Origin of the sequence: Inquilinus ginsengisoli, from assembly GCF_050434925.1 — a bacterium.
Classification (GTDB): Bacteria; Pseudomonadota; Alphaproteobacteria; order DSM-16000; family Inquilinaceae; genus Inquilinus; species Inquilinus ginsengisoli_B.
In genome coordinates, this window is record NZ_JBNDJK010000001.1 from 2081690 (window position 1) to 2098549 (window position 16860).

At 69.9% G+C, this 16860-nt stretch carries 19 protein-coding genes; 15 read left to right on the plus strand and 4 right to left on the minus strand.

From position 1 onward, the window contains the following. The first annotated feature begins 78 nt into the window (after window positions 1–78). The 13 genes from QFZ27_RS09920 (at window position 79) to QFZ27_RS09980 (ending at window position 10504) form a co-directional block, all read left to right on the plus strand. Window positions 79–249, plus strand: a complete 171-nt coding sequence (locus QFZ27_RS09920) for a hypothetical protein (RefSeq protein ID WP_429226108.1) — start codon at window positions 79–81, stop codon at window positions 247–249. Between the two features lie 226 nt (window positions 250–475). Further along, window positions 476–949: a (2Fe-2S)-binding protein gene (locus tag QFZ27_RS09925; RefSeq protein ID WP_429226109.1), complete on the plus strand. Its 474-nt coding sequence runs from the start codon at window positions 476–478 to the stop codon at window positions 947–949. Window positions 950–960: 11 nt separating this feature from the next. Then, the gene (locus QFZ27_RS09930; protein ID WP_429226110.1) at window positions 961–3135 is read left to right on the plus strand and encodes a xanthine dehydrogenase family protein molybdopterin-binding subunit; all 2175 of its coding nucleotides are present in this window, start codon (window positions 961–963) and stop codon (window positions 3133–3135) included. Next, complete coding sequence (locus QFZ27_RS09935) at window positions 3132–3422, plus strand: c-type cytochrome (protein ID WP_429226111.1); 291 nt, start codon at window positions 3132–3134, stop codon at window positions 3420–3422. The genes QFZ27_RS09930 and QFZ27_RS09935 overlap by 4 nt, the downstream gene beginning before the upstream one ends. Further along, complete coding sequence (locus QFZ27_RS09940; RefSeq protein ID WP_429226112.1) at window positions 3409–4665, plus strand: FCSD flavin-binding domain-containing protein; 1257 nt, start codon at window positions 3409–3411, stop codon at window positions 4663–4665. Before QFZ27_RS09935 ends, QFZ27_RS09940 begins: the two co-directional genes overlap by 14 nt. A 5-nt stretch (window positions 4666–4670) precedes the next feature. After that, window positions 4671–5093 carry a sulfur oxidation c-type cytochrome SoxX gene (gene soxX, locus QFZ27_RS09945; protein ID WP_429226114.1) on the plus strand — a complete coding sequence of 141 codons (423 nt, stop codon included), beginning with the start codon at window positions 4671–4673 and terminating at the stop codon, window positions 5091–5093. Between the two features lie 219 nt (window positions 5094–5312). Next, window positions 5313–5765, plus strand: a complete 453-nt coding sequence (locus QFZ27_RS09950; protein WP_429226116.1) for a SoxY-related AACIE arm protein — start codon at window positions 5313–5315, stop codon at window positions 5763–5765. After that, window positions 5762–6082, plus strand: a complete 321-nt coding sequence (gene soxZ, locus QFZ27_RS09955; protein ID WP_429226118.1) for a thiosulfate oxidation carrier complex protein SoxZ — start codon at window positions 5762–5764, stop codon at window positions 6080–6082. Before QFZ27_RS09950 ends, soxZ begins: the two co-directional genes overlap by 4 nt. Then, window positions 6082–6843, plus strand: a complete 762-nt coding sequence (gene soxA, locus QFZ27_RS09960) for a sulfur oxidation c-type cytochrome SoxA (protein WP_429226120.1) — start codon at window positions 6082–6084, stop codon at window positions 6841–6843. Before soxZ ends, soxA begins: the two co-directional genes overlap by 1 nt. 163 nt (window positions 6844–7006) lie before the next feature. Next, the gene (locus tag QFZ27_RS09965) at window positions 7007–8026 is read left to right on the plus strand and encodes a helix-turn-helix transcriptional regulator (RefSeq protein WP_429226122.1); all 1020 of its coding nucleotides are present in this window, start codon (window positions 7007–7009) and stop codon (window positions 8024–8026) included. Window positions 8027–8164: 138 nt separating this feature from the next. Beyond that, entirely contained in the window at window positions 8165–9082 is a 918-nt protein-coding gene (locus tag QFZ27_RS09970; protein WP_429226124.1) for an NADP-dependent oxidoreductase, read from the plus strand. Window positions 9083–9288: 206 nt separating this feature from the next. After that, window positions 9289–9924: a nitroreductase family protein gene (locus QFZ27_RS09975; protein ID WP_429226126.1), complete on the plus strand. Its 636-nt coding sequence runs from the start codon at window positions 9289–9291 to the stop codon at window positions 9922–9924. Window positions 9925–9958: 34 nt separating this feature from the next. Further along, entirely contained in the window at window positions 9959–10504 is a 546-nt protein-coding gene (locus QFZ27_RS09980) for a carboxymuconolactone decarboxylase family protein (protein WP_429226128.1), read from the plus strand. A gap of 183 nt (window positions 10505–10687) precedes the next feature. Here the strand turns inward: QFZ27_RS09980 and QFZ27_RS09985 are convergent, their stop codons facing one another. Both QFZ27_RS09985 and QFZ27_RS09990 read right to left on the minus strand, forming a co-directional pair. Beyond that, the gene (locus QFZ27_RS09985; RefSeq protein ID WP_429226129.1) at window positions 10688–11545 is read right to left on the minus strand and encodes an NmrA family NAD(P)-binding protein; all 858 of its coding nucleotides are present in this window, start codon (window positions 11543–11545) and stop codon (window positions 10688–10690) included. A gap of 136 nt (window positions 11546–11681) precedes the next feature. After that, window positions 11682–12140 (minus strand): MarR family winged helix-turn-helix transcriptional regulator, encoded by a 459-nt coding sequence (locus tag QFZ27_RS09990; RefSeq protein ID WP_429226131.1) that lies wholly within the window; start codon window positions 12138–12140, stop codon window positions 11682–11684. A 191-nt stretch (window positions 12141–12331) separates the two neighbouring features. Here QFZ27_RS09990 and QFZ27_RS09995 point away from each other — a divergent pair, with 191 nt between their 5' ends. After that, complete coding sequence (locus tag QFZ27_RS09995) at window positions 12332–12964, plus strand: hypothetical protein (protein ID WP_429226133.1); 633 nt, start codon at window positions 12332–12334, stop codon at window positions 12962–12964. Between the two features lie 230 nt (window positions 12965–13194). On the opposite strand, the gene QFZ27_RS10000 is transcribed toward QFZ27_RS09995, so the two are convergent. Then, a complete protein-coding gene (locus QFZ27_RS10000) occupies window positions 13195–15276 on the minus strand; it encodes a 3-hydroxyacyl-CoA dehydrogenase NAD-binding domain-containing protein (protein ID WP_429226135.1) in 2082 nt (693 codons plus the stop codon). A 111-nt stretch (window positions 15277–15387) separates the two neighbouring features. Between QFZ27_RS10000 and QFZ27_RS10005 the strand changes: the two genes are divergently transcribed. Then, entirely contained in the window at window positions 15388–15876 is a 489-nt protein-coding gene (locus QFZ27_RS10005) for a lytic transglycosylase domain-containing protein (RefSeq protein ID WP_429226137.1), read from the plus strand. A 119-nt stretch (window positions 15877–15995) separates the two neighbouring features. Here QFZ27_RS10005 and QFZ27_RS10010 read toward each other — a convergent pair whose 3' ends face one another. Then, window positions 15996–16727, minus strand: a complete 732-nt coding sequence (locus QFZ27_RS10010) for an SIMPL domain-containing protein (protein WP_429226139.1) — start codon at window positions 16725–16727, stop codon at window positions 15996–15998. Window positions 16728–16860: the final 133 nt, after the last annotated feature.

Genomic DNA, 16860 nt, shown 5'->3' on the forward strand with positions numbered 1-16860 from the left:
AGCCCGGGGCCGCCGGACAAGGTTCTGCGACAGCCGGCCCCCAGGCTTCGATCGTGCAACCACCACAGGAGACGTGTCGTGATCACCAGACTCCCCGTTCCGGTCCTGGCCGGCTTCGCCCTGCTGGCCACCATCGGCACCGCCCTGGCCCAGGGTGACGGCTGCATCGAGCGCAATGCCAAGGCCGAGAGCGCCCCAACGACGACCACGACGGCCCCGGCCCCCGCATCGGACGCCAAGCCGAGCTGAGAGACCGTTTGGAAATGCGCTGGCGTGAGTCGGATGGCGGTGGTTTCGAGAACCGGAGCGCAGCGGACGTTTGGGTCCGTGAGCACCGGAAGCTTCGGGTCCGCCGTCAGACGGCCGCGCCAGTAGCATTTCCAGACGGTCTCTGAGACGGCGCGGGCACCGGCGTCCACCCGGTGCCCGCCAGCCACGGTGTTCCGGCCCCACCCAGCCCAACCGCGAGGCAGCCATGGCCTTCACCCTCAGGATCAATGGAACCGAGCGCAGCGTCGACGTCGAGCCCGACACGCCCCTGTTGTGGGTGCTGCGGGAGCAGATCGGCCTGACCGGCACCAAATACGGCTGCGGCATCGCCCAGTGCGGCGCCTGCACCGTGCATATCGACGGCGTCGCCACCCGGTCCTGCGCGATGCCGGTCAGCGGCATCACGCCGGACCAGCAGATCGTCACCATCGAGGGGCTGTCGCCCGACGGGTCGCACCCGGTGCAGAAGGCTTGGGCAGCGCTCGACGTGCCGCAATGCGGCTACTGCCAGGCCGGCATGATCATGGCCGCGGCGGCCCTGCTGCAGCAGAACCGCAGCCCGACCGACGACGACATCTCCACCGAGATCACCAACATCTGCCGCTGCGGCACCTACAACCGGGTGCGGGCGGCGATCAAGCAGGCCGCCGCGAACGGCGGCTCGGTCCAGAGCGGCTGAGGGAGGCGAGAATGACGATCGTGCAGAGCGTATCGCGCCGCGGATTCATCGTCAGTGCCGCCGCCGCGATCGGCGGGCTGTCGCTGGGCTTCCGCGTCCCCTTCGCCGGCGAAGCGCTGGCGGCCGAGGCGGTGCCCGAGGTGAACGCCTGGGTCCTGATCCAGCCGGACGAGACCGTGGTGATCCGCATCGCCCGCTCCGAGATGGGGCAGGGCACGCTGACCGGGCTGGCCCAGCTGGTGGCGGAGGAACTGGGCTGCGACTGGTCCCGCGTCACCACCGAATACCCGACCCCGGGCGAGAACGTCGCCCGCGACCGGATCTGGGGCAATTTCTCCACCGGCGGCAGCCGCGGCATCCGCGAATCCCAGGACTATGTCCGCAAGGGCGGGGCGGCGGCGCGCGAGATGCTGGTCGCGGCCGCGGCGGCGGAATGGCAGGTGCAGCCGGCGGATTGCGCGGTCGACAAGGGTGTGATCAGCCATGCCGCCAGCGGCCGCAGCACCACCTTCGGCAAGGTGGCGACCGCCGCGGCGCAGCTGACGCCGCCGGCCGACATCAAGCTGAAGGACCCGAAGGACTGGATCATCGCCGGCAAGCCGCTGCCGCGGCTGGACACGGCCGACAAGCTGACCGGCAAGCAGGTCTACGGCGCCGACCTCGTCCGGCCCGGCATGCTGAACGCCGCGATCAGGGCTTGCCCGGTGTTCGGCGGCAAGCTGAAGAGCTTCGACGCCGCCGCCGTCACCGGCATGCCCGGCGTGCGTCATGTGGTCCAGGTCGACGACACCGCCGTGGCCGTGGTGGCCGACACCTGGTGGCGGGCCAAGACCGCGCTGGACGCCCTGCCGGTCGTCTGGGACGAAGGGCCGAACACCGGCGTCAGCAGCGCCTCGATCGCCGAGATGCTGACCGCCGGGCTCGATGCGGACGATGCCTTCATCGGCAACCAGATCGGCGATGCGCCCAAGGCCATCGCCGGCGCGGCGAAGACGGTGACCGGGGTGTACGCCTATCCGTTCCAGAACCACGCCACCATGGAGCCGATGAACGCCACCGCGGTGTGGACGCCGGAGCGCTGCGAGGTCTGGGTGCCGACCCAGAACGGCGAGGCCAGCCTGGCGGCGGCGGCCGAGGCGGCGGAGCTGCCGGTGCGACAGTGCGAGGTGTACAAGATCCATCTCGGCGGCGGCTTCGGCCGGCGCGGCAACTTCCAGGACTATGTCCGCCAGGCGGTGCGGATCGCGAAGCAGATCCCCGGCACGCCGGTGAAGCTGCTGTGGTCGCGCGAAGAGGACATGCTGCACGGCGCATACCATCCCACCACCCAGTGCAAGATGACCGGCGTGCTCGATGCGGACGGCACCGTGACGGCGCTGCACATGCGGATCTCCGGCCAGTCGATCCTGGCGGCGGTGCGGCCGGAGGGCATGCAGAACGGCATGGACCCGGTGGTGTTCCAGGGCCTGGTCGGCAGCGGCGCGGAAGGGGTGATCGGCTACACCGTTCCGAACCTGCTGGTCGACCACGCCATGCGCAACCCGCCGGTGCCGCCGGGCTTCTGGCGCGGCGTCAACCTGAACCAGAACGCGGTCTATCTGGAGTGCTTCATCGACGAGCTGGCCCATGCCGCAGGCCAGGACCCGCTGGCCTTCCGCCGCAAGCTGATGGCGAACCACCCGAAGCACCTCGCGGTGCTGGAGGCGGCGGCGGAGCGGATCGGCTGGGGCAGCCCGGCGCCGGAGGGCCGGCATCGCGGCCTGGCCCAGATCATGGGCTTCGGCAGCTATGTCGCCGCCGCGGCCGAGGTCTCGGTCACCGACGGGCGCCTGCGGATCCACCGCATCGTCGCCGCGACCGATCCCGGCCATGCCGTCAACCCGGCGCAGATCGAGCGCCAGGTCGAGGGGTCCTTCGTCTACGGACTGTCCGCCTGCCTCTACGGCGAATGCACGGTCGAGGGCGGCCGCATGGAGCAGGAGAACTTCGACACCTACACCGTGCTGCGCATGGACGAGATGCCGGCGGTGGAGACGATCATCCTCCCCTCCGGCGGCTTCTGGGGCGGGGTCGGGGAACCGACCATCGCGGTCGCCGCCCCGGCAGTGCTGAACGCGATCTTCGCCGCCACCGGCAAGCGCATCCGCACCCTGCCGCTGGTGAACCACGACCTGAAGAGCGCATGACCACGCGCCTGATCCTGGTCGCTCTGGCGGTGCTGGCCGCGGCTCCGGCCGCGGCCCAGCCCTCCGGCGCCGCCTCCTGCTCCGGCTGCCATGCGGCGGCCGGGGCGGGGCCGGTGCCCGGTCTGGAGGGCCGCCCGGCCGCGGAGATCGCCGCTGCCATGGCGGCGTTCCGCAGCGGCGAGCGGCCGGCGACGGTGATGGATCGGATCGCCAAGGGGTTCACCGATGAGGAAACGCGTGCGATCGCGGACTGGCTCGCCGGAAGGCAGGACCATGCCCGGCCGTAGGGCCGTCCTGCGCGGCCTCGCGGCCGGCGGGGCAGCGCTCTGGGCCCCTTCCGTGCTGGGGCAGGGCCGGCCGCAGGTGGTCGTGGTCGGCGGCGGCTTCGGCGGGGCCGGCTGCGCCCGCGCCTTGCGCCGCCGGGACGTGGCGGTGACGCTGGTCGAGCGGGAGGAGCGCTTCACCGCCTGCCCGTTCAGCAACGAGGTGATCGCGGGCCTGCGCGACCTCGACGCCCAGCGCTTCGGCTATGACGGGCTGCGGCGCGAGGGCGTCGAGATCGTTCACCGCAGCGCCACCGCGGTCGACGCCCGGTACCGGCGGGTGCGGCTCGACGATGGGACGGAGCTCGCCTATGACCGGCTGGTGCTGGCACCCGGCATCGAGCTGCGCTTCGACGCCCTGCCCGGCTACGACCAGGCCGCCGCCGAGGCGATGCCGCATGCCTGGAAGGCGGGCGCGCAGACGCTGTTGCTGCGCCGGCAACTGGAGGCGATGCCGGATGGCGGCGTGGTCGCGATCGCCGCCCCGCCCAACCCGTTCCGCTGCCCGCCAGGACCCTATGAGCGGGCCAGCCTGATCGCGCATTACCTGAAGACCCAAAAGCCACGGTCGAAGTTGCTCGTGCTCGACGCCAAGGACGCCTTCTCCAAGCAGCGGCTGTTCCAGGCGGCCTGGGAAGCGCTGTATCCCGGGCTCCTGGAATGGGTGCCGCTATCCTCCGGCGGGCGGGTGACCGAGGTCGATGCCGCGACCCGGATGCTGGTCACCGAATTCGGCAGCCACCGCGCCGATGTCGCCAACGTCATCCCGCCGCAGCGGGCCGGCGCCATCGCCCAGGCCGCCGGCGTCGCCGACCAGACCGGCTGGTGCCCGATCGACCCGGTCACCTTCGAATCCCGGCTGCAGCCCGGCATCCATGTCATCGGCGACGCCGCCATCGCCGGCGCCATGCCGAAATCCGCCTTCGCCGCCAACGCCCAGGCGCAAGTTTGCGCCGCCGCCGTCGTCGGCCTGCTGCGCGGCGAGACGCCGGCGGAGCAGAAGCTGGTCAACACCTGCTACAGCCTGGTCGCGCCCGGCTACGGCATCTCGGTCGCCGGGGTGTACCGGCCGGCCGACGGGCTGCTGCGCGAGGTCGAGGGCGCCGGCGGCACCAGCCCGCTCGACGCGCCGCCGGAATTCCGGGAGCTGGAGGCCCGCTATGCCGAGGCCTGGTTCCAGACCATCACCGGGTCGGTGTTCGGATGAGAGGGATGACCCCTCTGGTCCTGGCCGCGCTCGCCGCGGCGCCGGCGGCCGCCCAGCCCGCCGCGGTCGAGGGTGACGCCATCCCGCAATCGCTGACCGGGCGGCCCGGCGACCCGGCCCGCGGCCTGGCGCTGATGGCCGACCGGCAGCGCAGCCTGTGCTCGCTGTGCCATGCCGGTCCCTTCGCCCCGCCGCACCAGCAGGGCACGCTGGCGCCGGACCTGCGGGGGATCGGCGCGCGTTTGAACGAAGGACAGCTGCGGCTCAGGGTGGTCGACATCAAGCGCCTGGTCCCGGACTCGATCATGCCGTCCTACGCCCGGACCGAGGGCTTCGAGCGCGGCGCCACGGCCTGGCAGGGCAAGCCGGTGCTGACGGCGGCGGAGATCGAGGACGTGATCGCCTATCTCGCGACGCTGAAGGAGTGAGGGATGGCACGGCGTAATCCTGGCTCCCTTTCTCCAGACAAAATAAGTCCCCCCTCCCCTTGCGGGAGGGGGGCAGGGGGAGGGGGCTGCGCGCGTCCGCGCGCGAATGCGCAGGGCACAGAACCCGCCGCCCGCGCGGAGTGGCCGCAGTCCGGGCCGGAGACAGGCTTCCAAAACCCCCTCCCCCTAACCCCCTCCCGCGAGGGGAGGGGGGACGCATTGGTTTTGGCCCGCCGCGGCGTCCTGGCCGCCGGGGCGGGGCTCCTCGCCCTGGTGCTGGCCCCATCATCAGCCCGCGCCCGCCCGTCGCTGCAGGAGGCGATCCGCGGCTTTGCCGGCGAAGCCGAGATCCGCCCGGGCCGGATCAAATTCGACATCCCGCCTCTGGTCGAGAACGGCAACGCCGTCGGCGTCACGGTGGCGGTGGACAGCCCGATGACCGAGACCGACCACGTCCGCCGCATCGGCCTGTTCAACGAGAAGAACCCGCAGGCCGACATGGTGGTGTTCCATCTCGGCCCCCGCTCCGGCCGGGCCGCCGTCTCGACCCGGCTCCGTCTCGCCACCTCGCAGACCATCGTCGCCCTGGCCGAGATGAGCGACGGCAGCGTCTGGTCGGCCGAGGCCGACGTGATCGTGACGCTGGCCGCCTGCATCGAGGACCTGTCGTGACCCGCGCTTTGATCAACGCGCCGAAGACCGCCCGGCGCGGCGAGGTCATCGAGATCAAGGCGATGATCGCGCACAAGATGGAGACCGGCTACCGCCTCGGCCCCAACGGCCAGCCGATCCCGCGCGACATCATCCACCGCTTCGCCTGCACCTATGGCGGCGTCGAGGTGTTCGCGGCCGAGCTGTTCCCGGCCATGTCGGCCAACCCCTTCATCGCCTTCACCACCGTGGCCACGGAATCGGGGACGATCGACTTCGCCTGGACCGCCGACGACGGCACGGTCGAGCGGGCCGCGGTCGAGATCATCGTCACCTGATGTGGCGTATCCTGCCGCTGCTCGGCGCTGCGCTGCTGGTCGGTGGCCAGGCCCCGGATGCCGACCGGCGCTCGGGCTTCGACTTCATGGCGCCTGAGACGCAGGCGCTGCAGCAGGACGACGCCAGCAATCCCGGCATGCTGTGGGTGCTGGACGGCGAGGCGCTGTGGCAGGAGTCCGCAGGCCCCGCCGGTGCCAGCTGTGCCGGCTGCCACGGCGACGCGGCCGACAGCATGCGCGGCGTCGCGGCGCGCTACCCCACCTTCGACTCGACGACCGGCCGGCCGATCGACCTGCAGGGCCGGATCAACCAGTGCCGCCAGGCGCGGCAGGGCGCCGAGCCCTTCGCCGCGGAAAGCCAGGAGCTGCTGGCGCTGACCACCACAGTCGCCCACCAGTCGCGCGGCATGCCGGTGGAACCGGTCAGGGACCCGGCTCTGGCGCCCTTCGTCGAGGAGGGGCGCCGCCTGTTCGAGCGGCGGATCGGCCAGCTCGATCTGTCCTGCGCCGCCTGCCACGACCAGCGCTGGGGCCAGAAGCTGGGCGGCAGCGTGATCCCGCAGGCGCATCCGACCGGCTATCCGATCTACCGGCTGGAATGGCAGTCGGTCGGGTCGCTGCAGCGGCGGATGCGCAACTGCATGATCGGCGTGCGCGCCGAACCCTACGCCTTCGGCGCGCCGGAATTCACCGCGCTCGAGCTCTATCTGCGCTCCCGCGCCGAAGGCCTGCCGGTCGAGACGCCGGGGGTGCGCCCCTGACACCGGTGGCGCGCGCCCGCGAAGCTATCGGATGTCTGCTCCGCCGCCCTTTGGCGACATTCGGGGGCTCTCTGCGCTCATCGGACCGGACGCTTGCGTTGGGTCGCCTGCCCCTTCGTAGTGCTGGCGGATTCACGGGCTGGTCTTGTAAAGCAGGGACGCCATGCGAAACACGCCCAAATCGCGGGCCGGAACCGGACAGGGGGAGCGGACCGATTCGTTGATCGCCGACTCTGCCTCGAAGCTCGCCACCGCCGACCTCAACAGCCTCATGCGGGCGCTTGAGATCGATGTCATCGCGCTTACCGAGATGTTGATCCCATCGGGCCATCGCGCCGAGATGGGGACGATCGACGCGCCGGCGATCCATTACACGGTCAGCGGCAGGGGGCGGATCTCGATCGGCAACGGGCCGTCGATGCCGCTCGAGCCCCATCTGCTCATCATCAAGCCCCCGAACACCCCGTTCGCGATCGAAGTCGACGGAGCAGGCGGCCCGAAGACGCTCATCACCCGCGATTGCTGGACGCGGCGTGACGGCGTGTTGCGCATCGGCATGCCGGCCGCGCAGCCTGAAATCATCCAGATCTGCGGCTTCTTCAACGCGTCCTTCGGACAATCCGTCGGCTTGTTCCGCGAATTGCGGGAGCCCGTGGTCGAGAAGTTCGAGCCGACGGACAGGATCGGCTTGAAGCTTCGCGAAGCGGTCGAGGAGCTTGGCGCGCAGGAACTCGGCATGGGCGCCATGACGGCGTCCCTGCTGAAGCAGGTCATCGTCGCCCTGGTGAGGCGGTCGATGAAGTCCTCGCACAGCTGGACGGACCGGTTCTCGATCCTCGCGGACCGGCAGATCACGCGTGCCTTCGCCGACATGGTGGCGCGCCCGGGCGCCGCCCATACGGTTCAGAGCCTGGCGCACAGCGCGGGCCTGAGCCGGTCGGCCTTCATGGCGCGGTTCTCGGAGATCTTCGGCCGTTCGCCGATGGCCGTCCTCCGCGATCTCAGGATGCGGCAGGCGGCGCTGGATCTCACGACCACGTCGGCCCCTATCGAGGTCGTGGCCTTCAACGCCGGCTACGAAAGCCGCTCGAGTTTCGTGCGAGCCTTCCGCAAAGCCTACGACGCCGATCCCAGCGAGTACCGGCAGGGCGCGAAGACCGATGCGGCGGACAAGGGCGCTTGAGCCGAGGCGCCGGCCGGCTCTGGATTCCAGAATGCGTGTCCGTCCGTCCAGGGACGCCCGGCGCGGCTTTCATCGCGCCGGCACCGGTGGCAGCGTAGCCTTCAGATCACGAGCTACCGCATACGGGGCAGGTGGACGATGAAGGCAATCGTTGTGACGGACCAGGCGGCGGGAACGGCCGGGATGACGCTGGCCGAGCGGCCCGTGCCGCAGGCGGCGATCAATGACGTCGTGGTCGAGATCCATGCGTCGGGATTCGTCCCGAATGAGCTGACATGGCCCCCGACCTGGACCGATCGCCTCGACCGGGACCGGACACCATCGATCCCCGGGCACGAGCTGGCCGGGGTGGTCACCGCTCTCGGCTACGGCACGACGGGACTGTCGGTGAGGCAGCGGGTGTTCGGCCTCGCCGATTGGTATCGCGACGGCACTTTGGCGGAGTATGTGGCGATCGAGGCCCGCAACCTGGCGCCGCTGCCGGGCGACGTCGACTTCACGGTGGGCGCGAGCCTGCCGATCTCGGGCCTGACCGCGTGGCAGGGACTGTTCCAGCACGGCCGCCTTCAGGCGGGGCAGAGCGTCCTCGTGCACGGCGCGGCCGGCGCGGTCGGGTCGATGGTGACCCAGCTCGCCAAGGAGGCCGGCGCCTATGTCATCGGCACCGGACGCGCCGCCGACCGCCAGGCGGCGCTCGACTTCGGCGCGCAGGCGTTCGTCGACCTCGACAACGACGTCCTGGAAGATGTCGGTGCCATCGATCTGGTGTTCGATGTCATCGGCGGCGACATCGGCAAGCGGTCCGCAGGCCTGGTCCGGGCCGGGGGAACGCTGGTGTCCATCGCCGGGCCGGTCGAGGCGCGGCCCGCCGACGGCCTGGCGATCGATTTCGTCGTCGAGGCCGACCGCGGCCAGCTGGGTGAGATCGTCCAGCGGGTGCGGGACGGACGGCTGCGGCCGCATATCGGCACCGTCGCGACCCTCGACGACGCCGTCGCCGCCTTCAACCCGAAGCAGCGACGCCCGGGCAAGACGATCATCCGCGTCCGACCCTAGGCGACACGTACCCATCGAAGCATGCGGCCGGCCGGCGCTGCCGGAACGGCCAACCGCGCCCAGTTGGACGCGCCCGGGACAGCCTGGGCAGCGATCCATGGCTCCTGGGTGAGATGCCGGACAGGCCCTCTCCCAGCAGCATGTCCGGAAGAGAGAGCGAGATCGCTCTTTGACTTCACCCCAACCCCTGACCCGTCGAAACCACCATGTCCAACGGAACCGCCATGACCAACGCCGTCATCGACTGCATTTTGAGCCGCAGTGCCGCCAAGTACTACGACCCCTCCGCCACCCTGAGCGACGACCAGATCCGCGAGCTGGTGCGGATCGGCACCACCGCGCCGACATCCTTCCACCTGCAGAACTGGCGTTTCATCGCCGTGCGCACGCCCGAAGCCAAGGCCCGGCTGAAGCCGATCGCCTGGAACCAGCCCCCCATCACCGAGGCGGCCGTCACCTTCATCATCTGCGGCCAGCTCGCCGATTCCAGCGTGATCCCGGAGCGCTTGGCGCCGCTGGTGGAAGCGGGGATCATGCCGGCAGCGATGGTGCCGGAATGGGAGATCCCGGCACGCGGCCTGTATCGGAACTACCCGCAGCGCCAGCGTGACGAGGCCGTGCGCTCCGGCGCCATCGGCGCGACGGCGATGATCTATGCGGCCCGCTCGCTGGGCCTGGGGTCGACGCCGATGATCGGCTTCGATGCCGAAGCGGTGGCCCGCGAGTTCGGACTGGCCGAGGACGAGGTGCCGGTCATGCTGCTGTCCGTCGGGGCGGAGCGTCCGGGAAACTGGCCGCAGAAGCCACGCCGTCCGGTGGCCGAAGTGCTGGAGCTCGTATAATCCCTCATAAAATCAGCAACTTGCGGAGAATACGATGGCAAGAGCCGCGGCTCTCAAGCCCGAACAGGTGCCGGCCGATTCCAAGCCGACTCTCGATACGTTCACCAGGAATATCGGGTTCACCCCGAACATGATGGCGACCTTCGCGCAGAGCCCGATCGCCTTCAACGCATGGGCCAATCTGCTCGGTTCCTTGAGCAAGGCGCTCGACGTGAAGACGCGTGACAGCATCGGCCTCGCCGTCTCCGAAGTGAATGGCTGCAACTACTGCCTGACGGTGCACAGCTTCACGGCCGAGCATATGGCCAAGCTGCCGGCCGGTGAAATCATTCTCGCCCGGAAGGGCCATGCCAGCGACCCGAAGCGGGACGCCGCCGTCCAGTTTGCGCGCAAGGTCATCGAGACCCGGGGCCATGTCGGTGACGCCGATCTGAAGGCCGTCCGCGATGCCGGCCACACGGATGCGAATGTCATGGAGATCGTCGCGCTGGTGGCGATGTACTCCCTGACGAACTTTTTCAATAACGTGTTCGATCCCGAGAAGGATTTTCCCGCCGTTACCCCGGTCGGATCGATCTGAATTCCAACTAGTCATATCGATTATCTTCGAGGTCCTTGGGGATTTCATGTGATGCGAGCGTAAAGCCAAAGCCCAGATGCACCCAAGGAAAGAGGCTTGGGAACGCGTCTGGGCTTTTTTGTCGCTTTGCCTGGCGGCGGCACGGCAACGACGGCCGCGCCGCTCGCCGGGCTGCCCGGGCTTTCAGGCCTCGCGGACGAAGCGCGACCGGTTGGCGTTTATGAAGTCCTCGACGGTCATCAGCGGGCCGCCGATGATCTTCGTGCCGATGTCGTCGCGGCCGGCCAGGCGACCCTCCTGCTGGTCTATGGCCACCGCCTCGAAGTGGCGACGGATGAGGGTTTCGTTTTCGAGCCCTAGGAGTTCGAGGAAAACCGACACCGTCACGTGTTCGTAGGGCAGGCTGACGCCCAGCACGCGGCTGACCTCCGCGGCCAGCTCCTCGTGGCTGTATTCCTTCGGGCCGTGCAGTTGGTAGGCTTGGCCGCCATGGCCTTCGGGCTTTTCCAGGATGTTGGCGACGATCTTGGCCGTATCGGCCGCGGCCAGCGGCGCGAAGCGGCTTTCCCTGTTGTACGGCATCACGTAGCGCCCGCGCCGGATCAGCGAGGAGATGTAAAGCAGCCACTCGGCAAAGAAGGTGACGCGCAGATGCGTGGTCGGGATGCCCGACCAGTCGAAGACCTGCTCCGACAGCCAATGGTTCTGGGTCGCCTTGCTGCGCGCATCGGGGCGCGACTGCTTGTGCGACAGGTTCACGATGTGCTCGACGCTCTGCTCCTTGGCCGCCTGGGCGAAGATCACGCCGGCTTCCACCAGGCCCTCGGCGAGCGGGAAGCAGAAATAGGCGCGCTCGATGCCCTCCATGGCCAGGCGGATGTCGCGCAGGCTCATCATGTCGCCATAGACGATCTCGGCGCCCAAGGCGGCCAGCTCTCGCGAACGGGCGTCCTCGCGTCGAGCCAGGGCCCGGACCCTGAAGCCCTTGTTCAGCAGTTCCTTCGCCGTGGGGCGGCCGGTGTCACCCGTCGCGCCGGTCACCAGAATGGTCGTCATCATGTCGTCCTTTGTCGGTTGCGCCGTCCGGCGGCCGGTCTCTCGATCGGCCCTTCATGTTGCATATGCAACATATGAAGCGCAATGCTGCATATGCAACATCCATGAGGGGCTTTTCCCGCTAGGTGCGCAGAATATCGTCCGCGACCTGCTTGATTGCGCTCATGCCGGGCTGGCCAAGCACCTTGGCCGCGCGGGCCTGACCCGCCCGCCAGGCCGCGGTCGACGCGAACAGCAGGTCCTCGCCGGCCCGGCTGAGACGCAGGGGACGCTGGCGGCCATGGGCCTGATCGGCCACTTCCTCGATCCAACCCGCGTCCATCATCACCTGGAGGTTCCGTGTCAGTGTCGAGCGGTCAAGATGATTGGCGCGGCCGATTTCGGCGCGCGTGGCCGAGCCCATCCGCATGATCGAGCCGAGCAGGGTATGCTGCGAGGACTGCAGCCCGAGCGGGCGCAGCTCCTCGTCAAAGATGTTGGTGATCACCCGCGAGATCAGCCTCGTCCGCGCGATCATGCAGGTGTCTTCCACTTCCCGCAGCAGCGCCTGCCGCTCGGGCGAGAGGGTCCGTGTGTTCATGCTGACCAAATGGTGCATATACAACACTACGTCAAGGAAGCACGAGCCCACTGGCCGGCAGCTCTAGGCGTCAAGACGGCCCCAATCGGCGAGTCCGATGGCCGCTGTTCACCTTTGCGGGCGTCGGGGGCAGAGTCAGTTAACACATTGTTGTGTTGTATTAATACGCGACTACGTTCATGCTATGTTCCATGGACAAGGCGCAGACCGATCGGATGTCGGAAGCCCCGGCCACTCCCCAGGAGGAGCGGGCGGCGCGGCATCTGCGCATGCTCGCCCGGGCGGCCGAGATTCACATGGAGATCATGGAGGCGACCCGCACCGAGGCGGTCGAGGCGCCGCAGCCCGGCGTCGACTATGGCCAGCGGATCGCCGTCATCACCAAGTCGCTGCGGCTGACCCTGCTGCTGGAGGACAAGTTCGCCAATCATCGCGACGAGCGGCGCAAGGCCGCGGCGAAGCGCGAATCGGCCCAGGAGGACTGGCACGACCTGCGGGTGAAGCTGGCGATGCTGGCTGCCGCCTATGAGTCGTCCGAAGACCCCGCTGAGGTCCAGCGCCACGCCACCGAGGTGTGCGAGCGGGTGGAGCAGCCGGAGGTGGCCGAGTTCATCGAGGCCAGCCGGGCCGAGGTCGCGGTGGCCGCCCTGTGCCGGCGCTGGAACTTCCCGCCGAATGTGGAGCGCTGGCTCGAAATGGCCGACGTGGCCATGGAGCATCTGGGCTTCCTGCCATCGCAGGACGGCGAGGACGACGAGGATCCGCCCGAGCCCCGCTCCGCGGCTCCCGGCCGCCGCAAGCCGAAGCCGCCGGACACGGGGTAAGCCGCAATCTCCTCCTGCTGTCATTGCCGGGCTTGACCCGGCAATCCAGGGCCACCCCAGAGCGGCTTCGGCATTTCCTGGATGCCCGGGTCAAGCCCGGGCATGACAGAAAGGGGAGTTGGTCTGCTCAGTCTGTAAGATCCGGATTGTTTTGCCTCTCCCGCGCCGCGGGAGGGGGCGGATGCGCTTGCCTTCCCCAAAGCGAAGCAGCATCCAGCCATGATGCCCGCTCAACGTGCCGGCGCGGTCCAATCGGCGAAGCCCTGGCCCGCCTCGGCCAGGCGGCGCAGCAGCGGCGCCGGGGCCAAAGCCGGCTCGCCGCGGGCGGCGGCAAAGGCCTCCAACCGCGCCGCCACGGTCTTCAGCCCGACCTGGTCGGCGTAATACATCGGGCCGCCGCGCCAGGCCGGCCAGCCATAGCCGTTCAGCCAGATCGTGTCGATGTCGCCAGGGCGGGCGGCGATGCCCTCCTCCAGGATCCGGGCGCCTTCATTGACCATCGGATAGACCAGCCGCTCGACGATCTCGTCGGCCGGGATCGGGCGGCGGGTGACGCCGAGCCGGGCCGAGACGTCTTCCAGCAGCGCCTCGACCTCCGGGTCGCGCACGCCGCCGCGGGCGCCTTCGGGGTACAGGTAGTAGCCGCGGCCGGCCTTCTGGCCCAGGCGCCCGGCCTCGCACAGCGCATCAGCCACCGGCGCGGTCTGGCCCAGCGACTTGCGGTTGCGCCAGGCGATGTCCAGCCCCGCCAGGTCGCTCACGGCAAAAGGCCCCATGCGGAAGCCGAAGCCGGTCAGGGCGGCGTCGACCTCGTGCGGCAGCGCGCCCTCGATCAGCAGGCGCTCGGCCTCCTGGGTGCGGCGGGCCAGCATGCGGTTGCCGACGAAGCCGCGGCAGACGCCGACCACCACCGGCACCTTGCCCAGCCGCTTACCCAGCTCCAGCGCCGTCGCCAGCACCTCCGACGCGGTCGCGCGGCCGCGCACCACCTCCAGCAGGCGCATGACATTGGCCGGGCTGAAGAAGTGCAGCCCCAGCACGTCGCCGGGGCGGGCGGTCGTGGCGGCGATCTGGTCGACGTCGAGATAGGAGGTGTTGGTGGCCAGGATCGCGCCCGGCCTGGCGACGCGGTCCAGCGTGCCGAAGATCTGCCGCTTGATGTCCATGTCCTCGAAGGCCGCCTCGACCACCAGGTCGGCGTCGGCAGCGGCCTCCAGCCCGACCTTGCCGGTCACCAGCGCCAGGCGGTGGGCCTCGTCCTCCGCCGACAGGCTGCCGCGCTGGACCGAGGCGGCGTAGGTCTTGGCGATGCGGTCCAGGCCGCGGGCCAGCAGCTCCTCCCCGGTCTCGATCACCGTGACCGGGATGCCGGCATTGGCGAAGCACACGGCGATGCCGGCGCCCATGGTGCCGGCGCCGATTACGGCGGCCCGCTGGATCGGCCGGCGTGCCGTGTCCTTGGTCAGCCCCGGCACGCGGGCGGTCTCGCGCTCGGCGAAGAAGGCGTAGCGCAGGGCCTTGGACCGGTCGTCGGCGACCAGGGCGACGAAGCGGGCGCGCTCCAGCGCCTGCCCGGCCTCGAACGGCTCGGTGAAGCTGGCGCGCACCGATTCGGCCAAAGCGGCGATGTTCGGCAGGTCCGGGCTGCGCTTCAGCGCCTCGGTCGCCGCCTGCTCGAAGGCCTCGCGGCCGCCCGGCTGCAGCTGCCGGTCCAGGTCGCGGGTCCGCCGCGTCGTGCCGGCCGCGGCCAGCTCCAGCACCTTGGCCTTGGCCGCTTCCAGCAGGTCGCCCTCGGCCACCGCGTCGACGATGCCGCGCTTGAGCGCCTCGGCGGCGGAGACCGGGGCACCATCCGCCATCAGCTTGAAGGCCGGGGCGGCGCCGATCAGCCGCGGCAGCCTTTGCGTGCCGCCGGCGCCGGGGATCAGCCCCAGCTTGACCTCGGGCAGGCCCAGCTTGGCGGCCGGGCCGGCGATGCGGGCGTGGCAGCCCAGCGCCACCTCCAGCCCGCCGCCCAGGGCAGCGCCGCCGATCGCGGCGACCAGCGGCTTGCGGACCGAATCGAAGCCGTCGATCACCTCGGGCAGGGAGGGCGGCGCCGGCGGCTTGCCGAACTCGCTGATGTCGGCGCCGGCGATGAAGGTGCGGCCTTCAGCGGCGATGACGATAGCCCGCACCGCCGGGTCGGCATCGGCACGGCGCACCGCCTCGGCCAGGCTGGCGCGCACCCCGGCGTCCAGGGCGTTGACCGGCGGGTTGGCGATGGTGACGACGGCGATGCCGTCCTCGACCGTGCTGCGCACCTTCTCCATCGGTCTTCCCCGTTCAGCGGATCACACGCCTTCGGTATAGGCGATGTCATTGATCCGCAAGCCGGATGGTATAGGCTTCAGTTCCTTCCGACGGCGCAGCAGGCGGGGCCTATGGCTCGGCATGACGGGAAAACCAGGGGCGGGCGGCGGGTCGCGGCGGTCCTATCGGCGCTGGCCCTGCTGCTGCCCGGGTCGGCCTCGGCCGGCGACTGCATGGCCCGTGCCGCGCTGCAGGCCGGGGTGCCGACCGAGCTGATCCTCGCGATGTCCTATGTCGAGACGCGCTGGCGGCAGCAGGCGGTGAACGCGGCCAACAGCAACGGCACCGAGGATATCTGCATGATGCAGATCAACTCGATCCACTATCCCCGCCTGGCCGCGCTCGGCGTCACCCGCGAGGCGCTGCTGGCCGATCGCTGCGTCTGCCTGCTCGTCGGCGGCGAGATCCTGCGCGAGATGCGCGCCGCCACCGGCGGCAGCGACATCTGGTCCGCCGTCGCCGCCTACAATGCCGGGCCGGCGAACCTGGCGGCCGGCCGGCCTTATGCCGACCAGGTCCGCAAGGTCTATGAGGCGATCCACGTCATTCAGGGACAATGATCCGGGCCGCCACTTTATTCGTCATGGCGAGGCGCGAAGCGCCGTGGCCATCCAGAAGCCGGTGCCGCTGGATGGCCACGCCCCTGCGGGGCTCGCCATGACGATGATGAGGGCCGTGCTTACTCCACGATCTCCCAGGTCACGTTGACCCGCGCCTTGAACTCGCTCTCGCCGGCCTCGACCGGGACGGCGGCCATCTTCTCCCTGGCATAGGCGGCCATCATCGGGCGTGGCGGTTCGGCGCCCGGCTCGGCGATCGCCAGGATGCGGCCCAGCTTCACCCCGGCCGCCTTGGCGATCAGCTCGGCCTTGCGCTTGGCGTCCGCCACCGCGGCCTCGCGCGCCTTGTCCAGCACCGGCGCCGGATCGGCCAGGCCGAAATTCACGCCGTCGATCTGGTTCGAGCCGCTGGCGACCGCGGTGTCCAGCACCGCGCCAAGCTTGGTCAGGTCGCGCACCCGCACCGTCACCTGGTTGCGCACTTCGTAGCCGTCGATCTTCGGCGCCTCGCCCGAGCCCTCCTTCGGCTGGGCGTAGCGCGGCTGCACCGAAAAACCGCTGGTCTGCAGGTCGGCCGCCTGGATGCCGGCCTTCTTGAAGGCGTCGATCAGCGCGGCCATCGCCTTGCTGTTGGCGGCCACCGCCTCGCTCGCGGTCTGGCCCTCGCTGGTGACGCCGCTGGTCACGGTGGCTTGGTCGGGCGCCGCGCTGGCGCTGCCCTCGCCGGCCAGGGACAGGGTCTGGGCGCTGGCCTCGACGGCCAGGGCCGGCGTCGTGGCGGCGATGGTGGCCGGCATTGCCACGGCGGCGAGCAGGGCGGCGGCGAGCAGGCTGGAGCGGAATCGGGTCATGGTCGGTTCCCGGATGGGTTGTGGTTGGCGCGGAGTAGAGGGGCGAATTGCGACGATGACAAGGCAGGCATCGGGTCCCATAGGCATCGGCTCCGGGCCGGGGTAGAAGGGAAACCCGGACGGAGGGAACAAC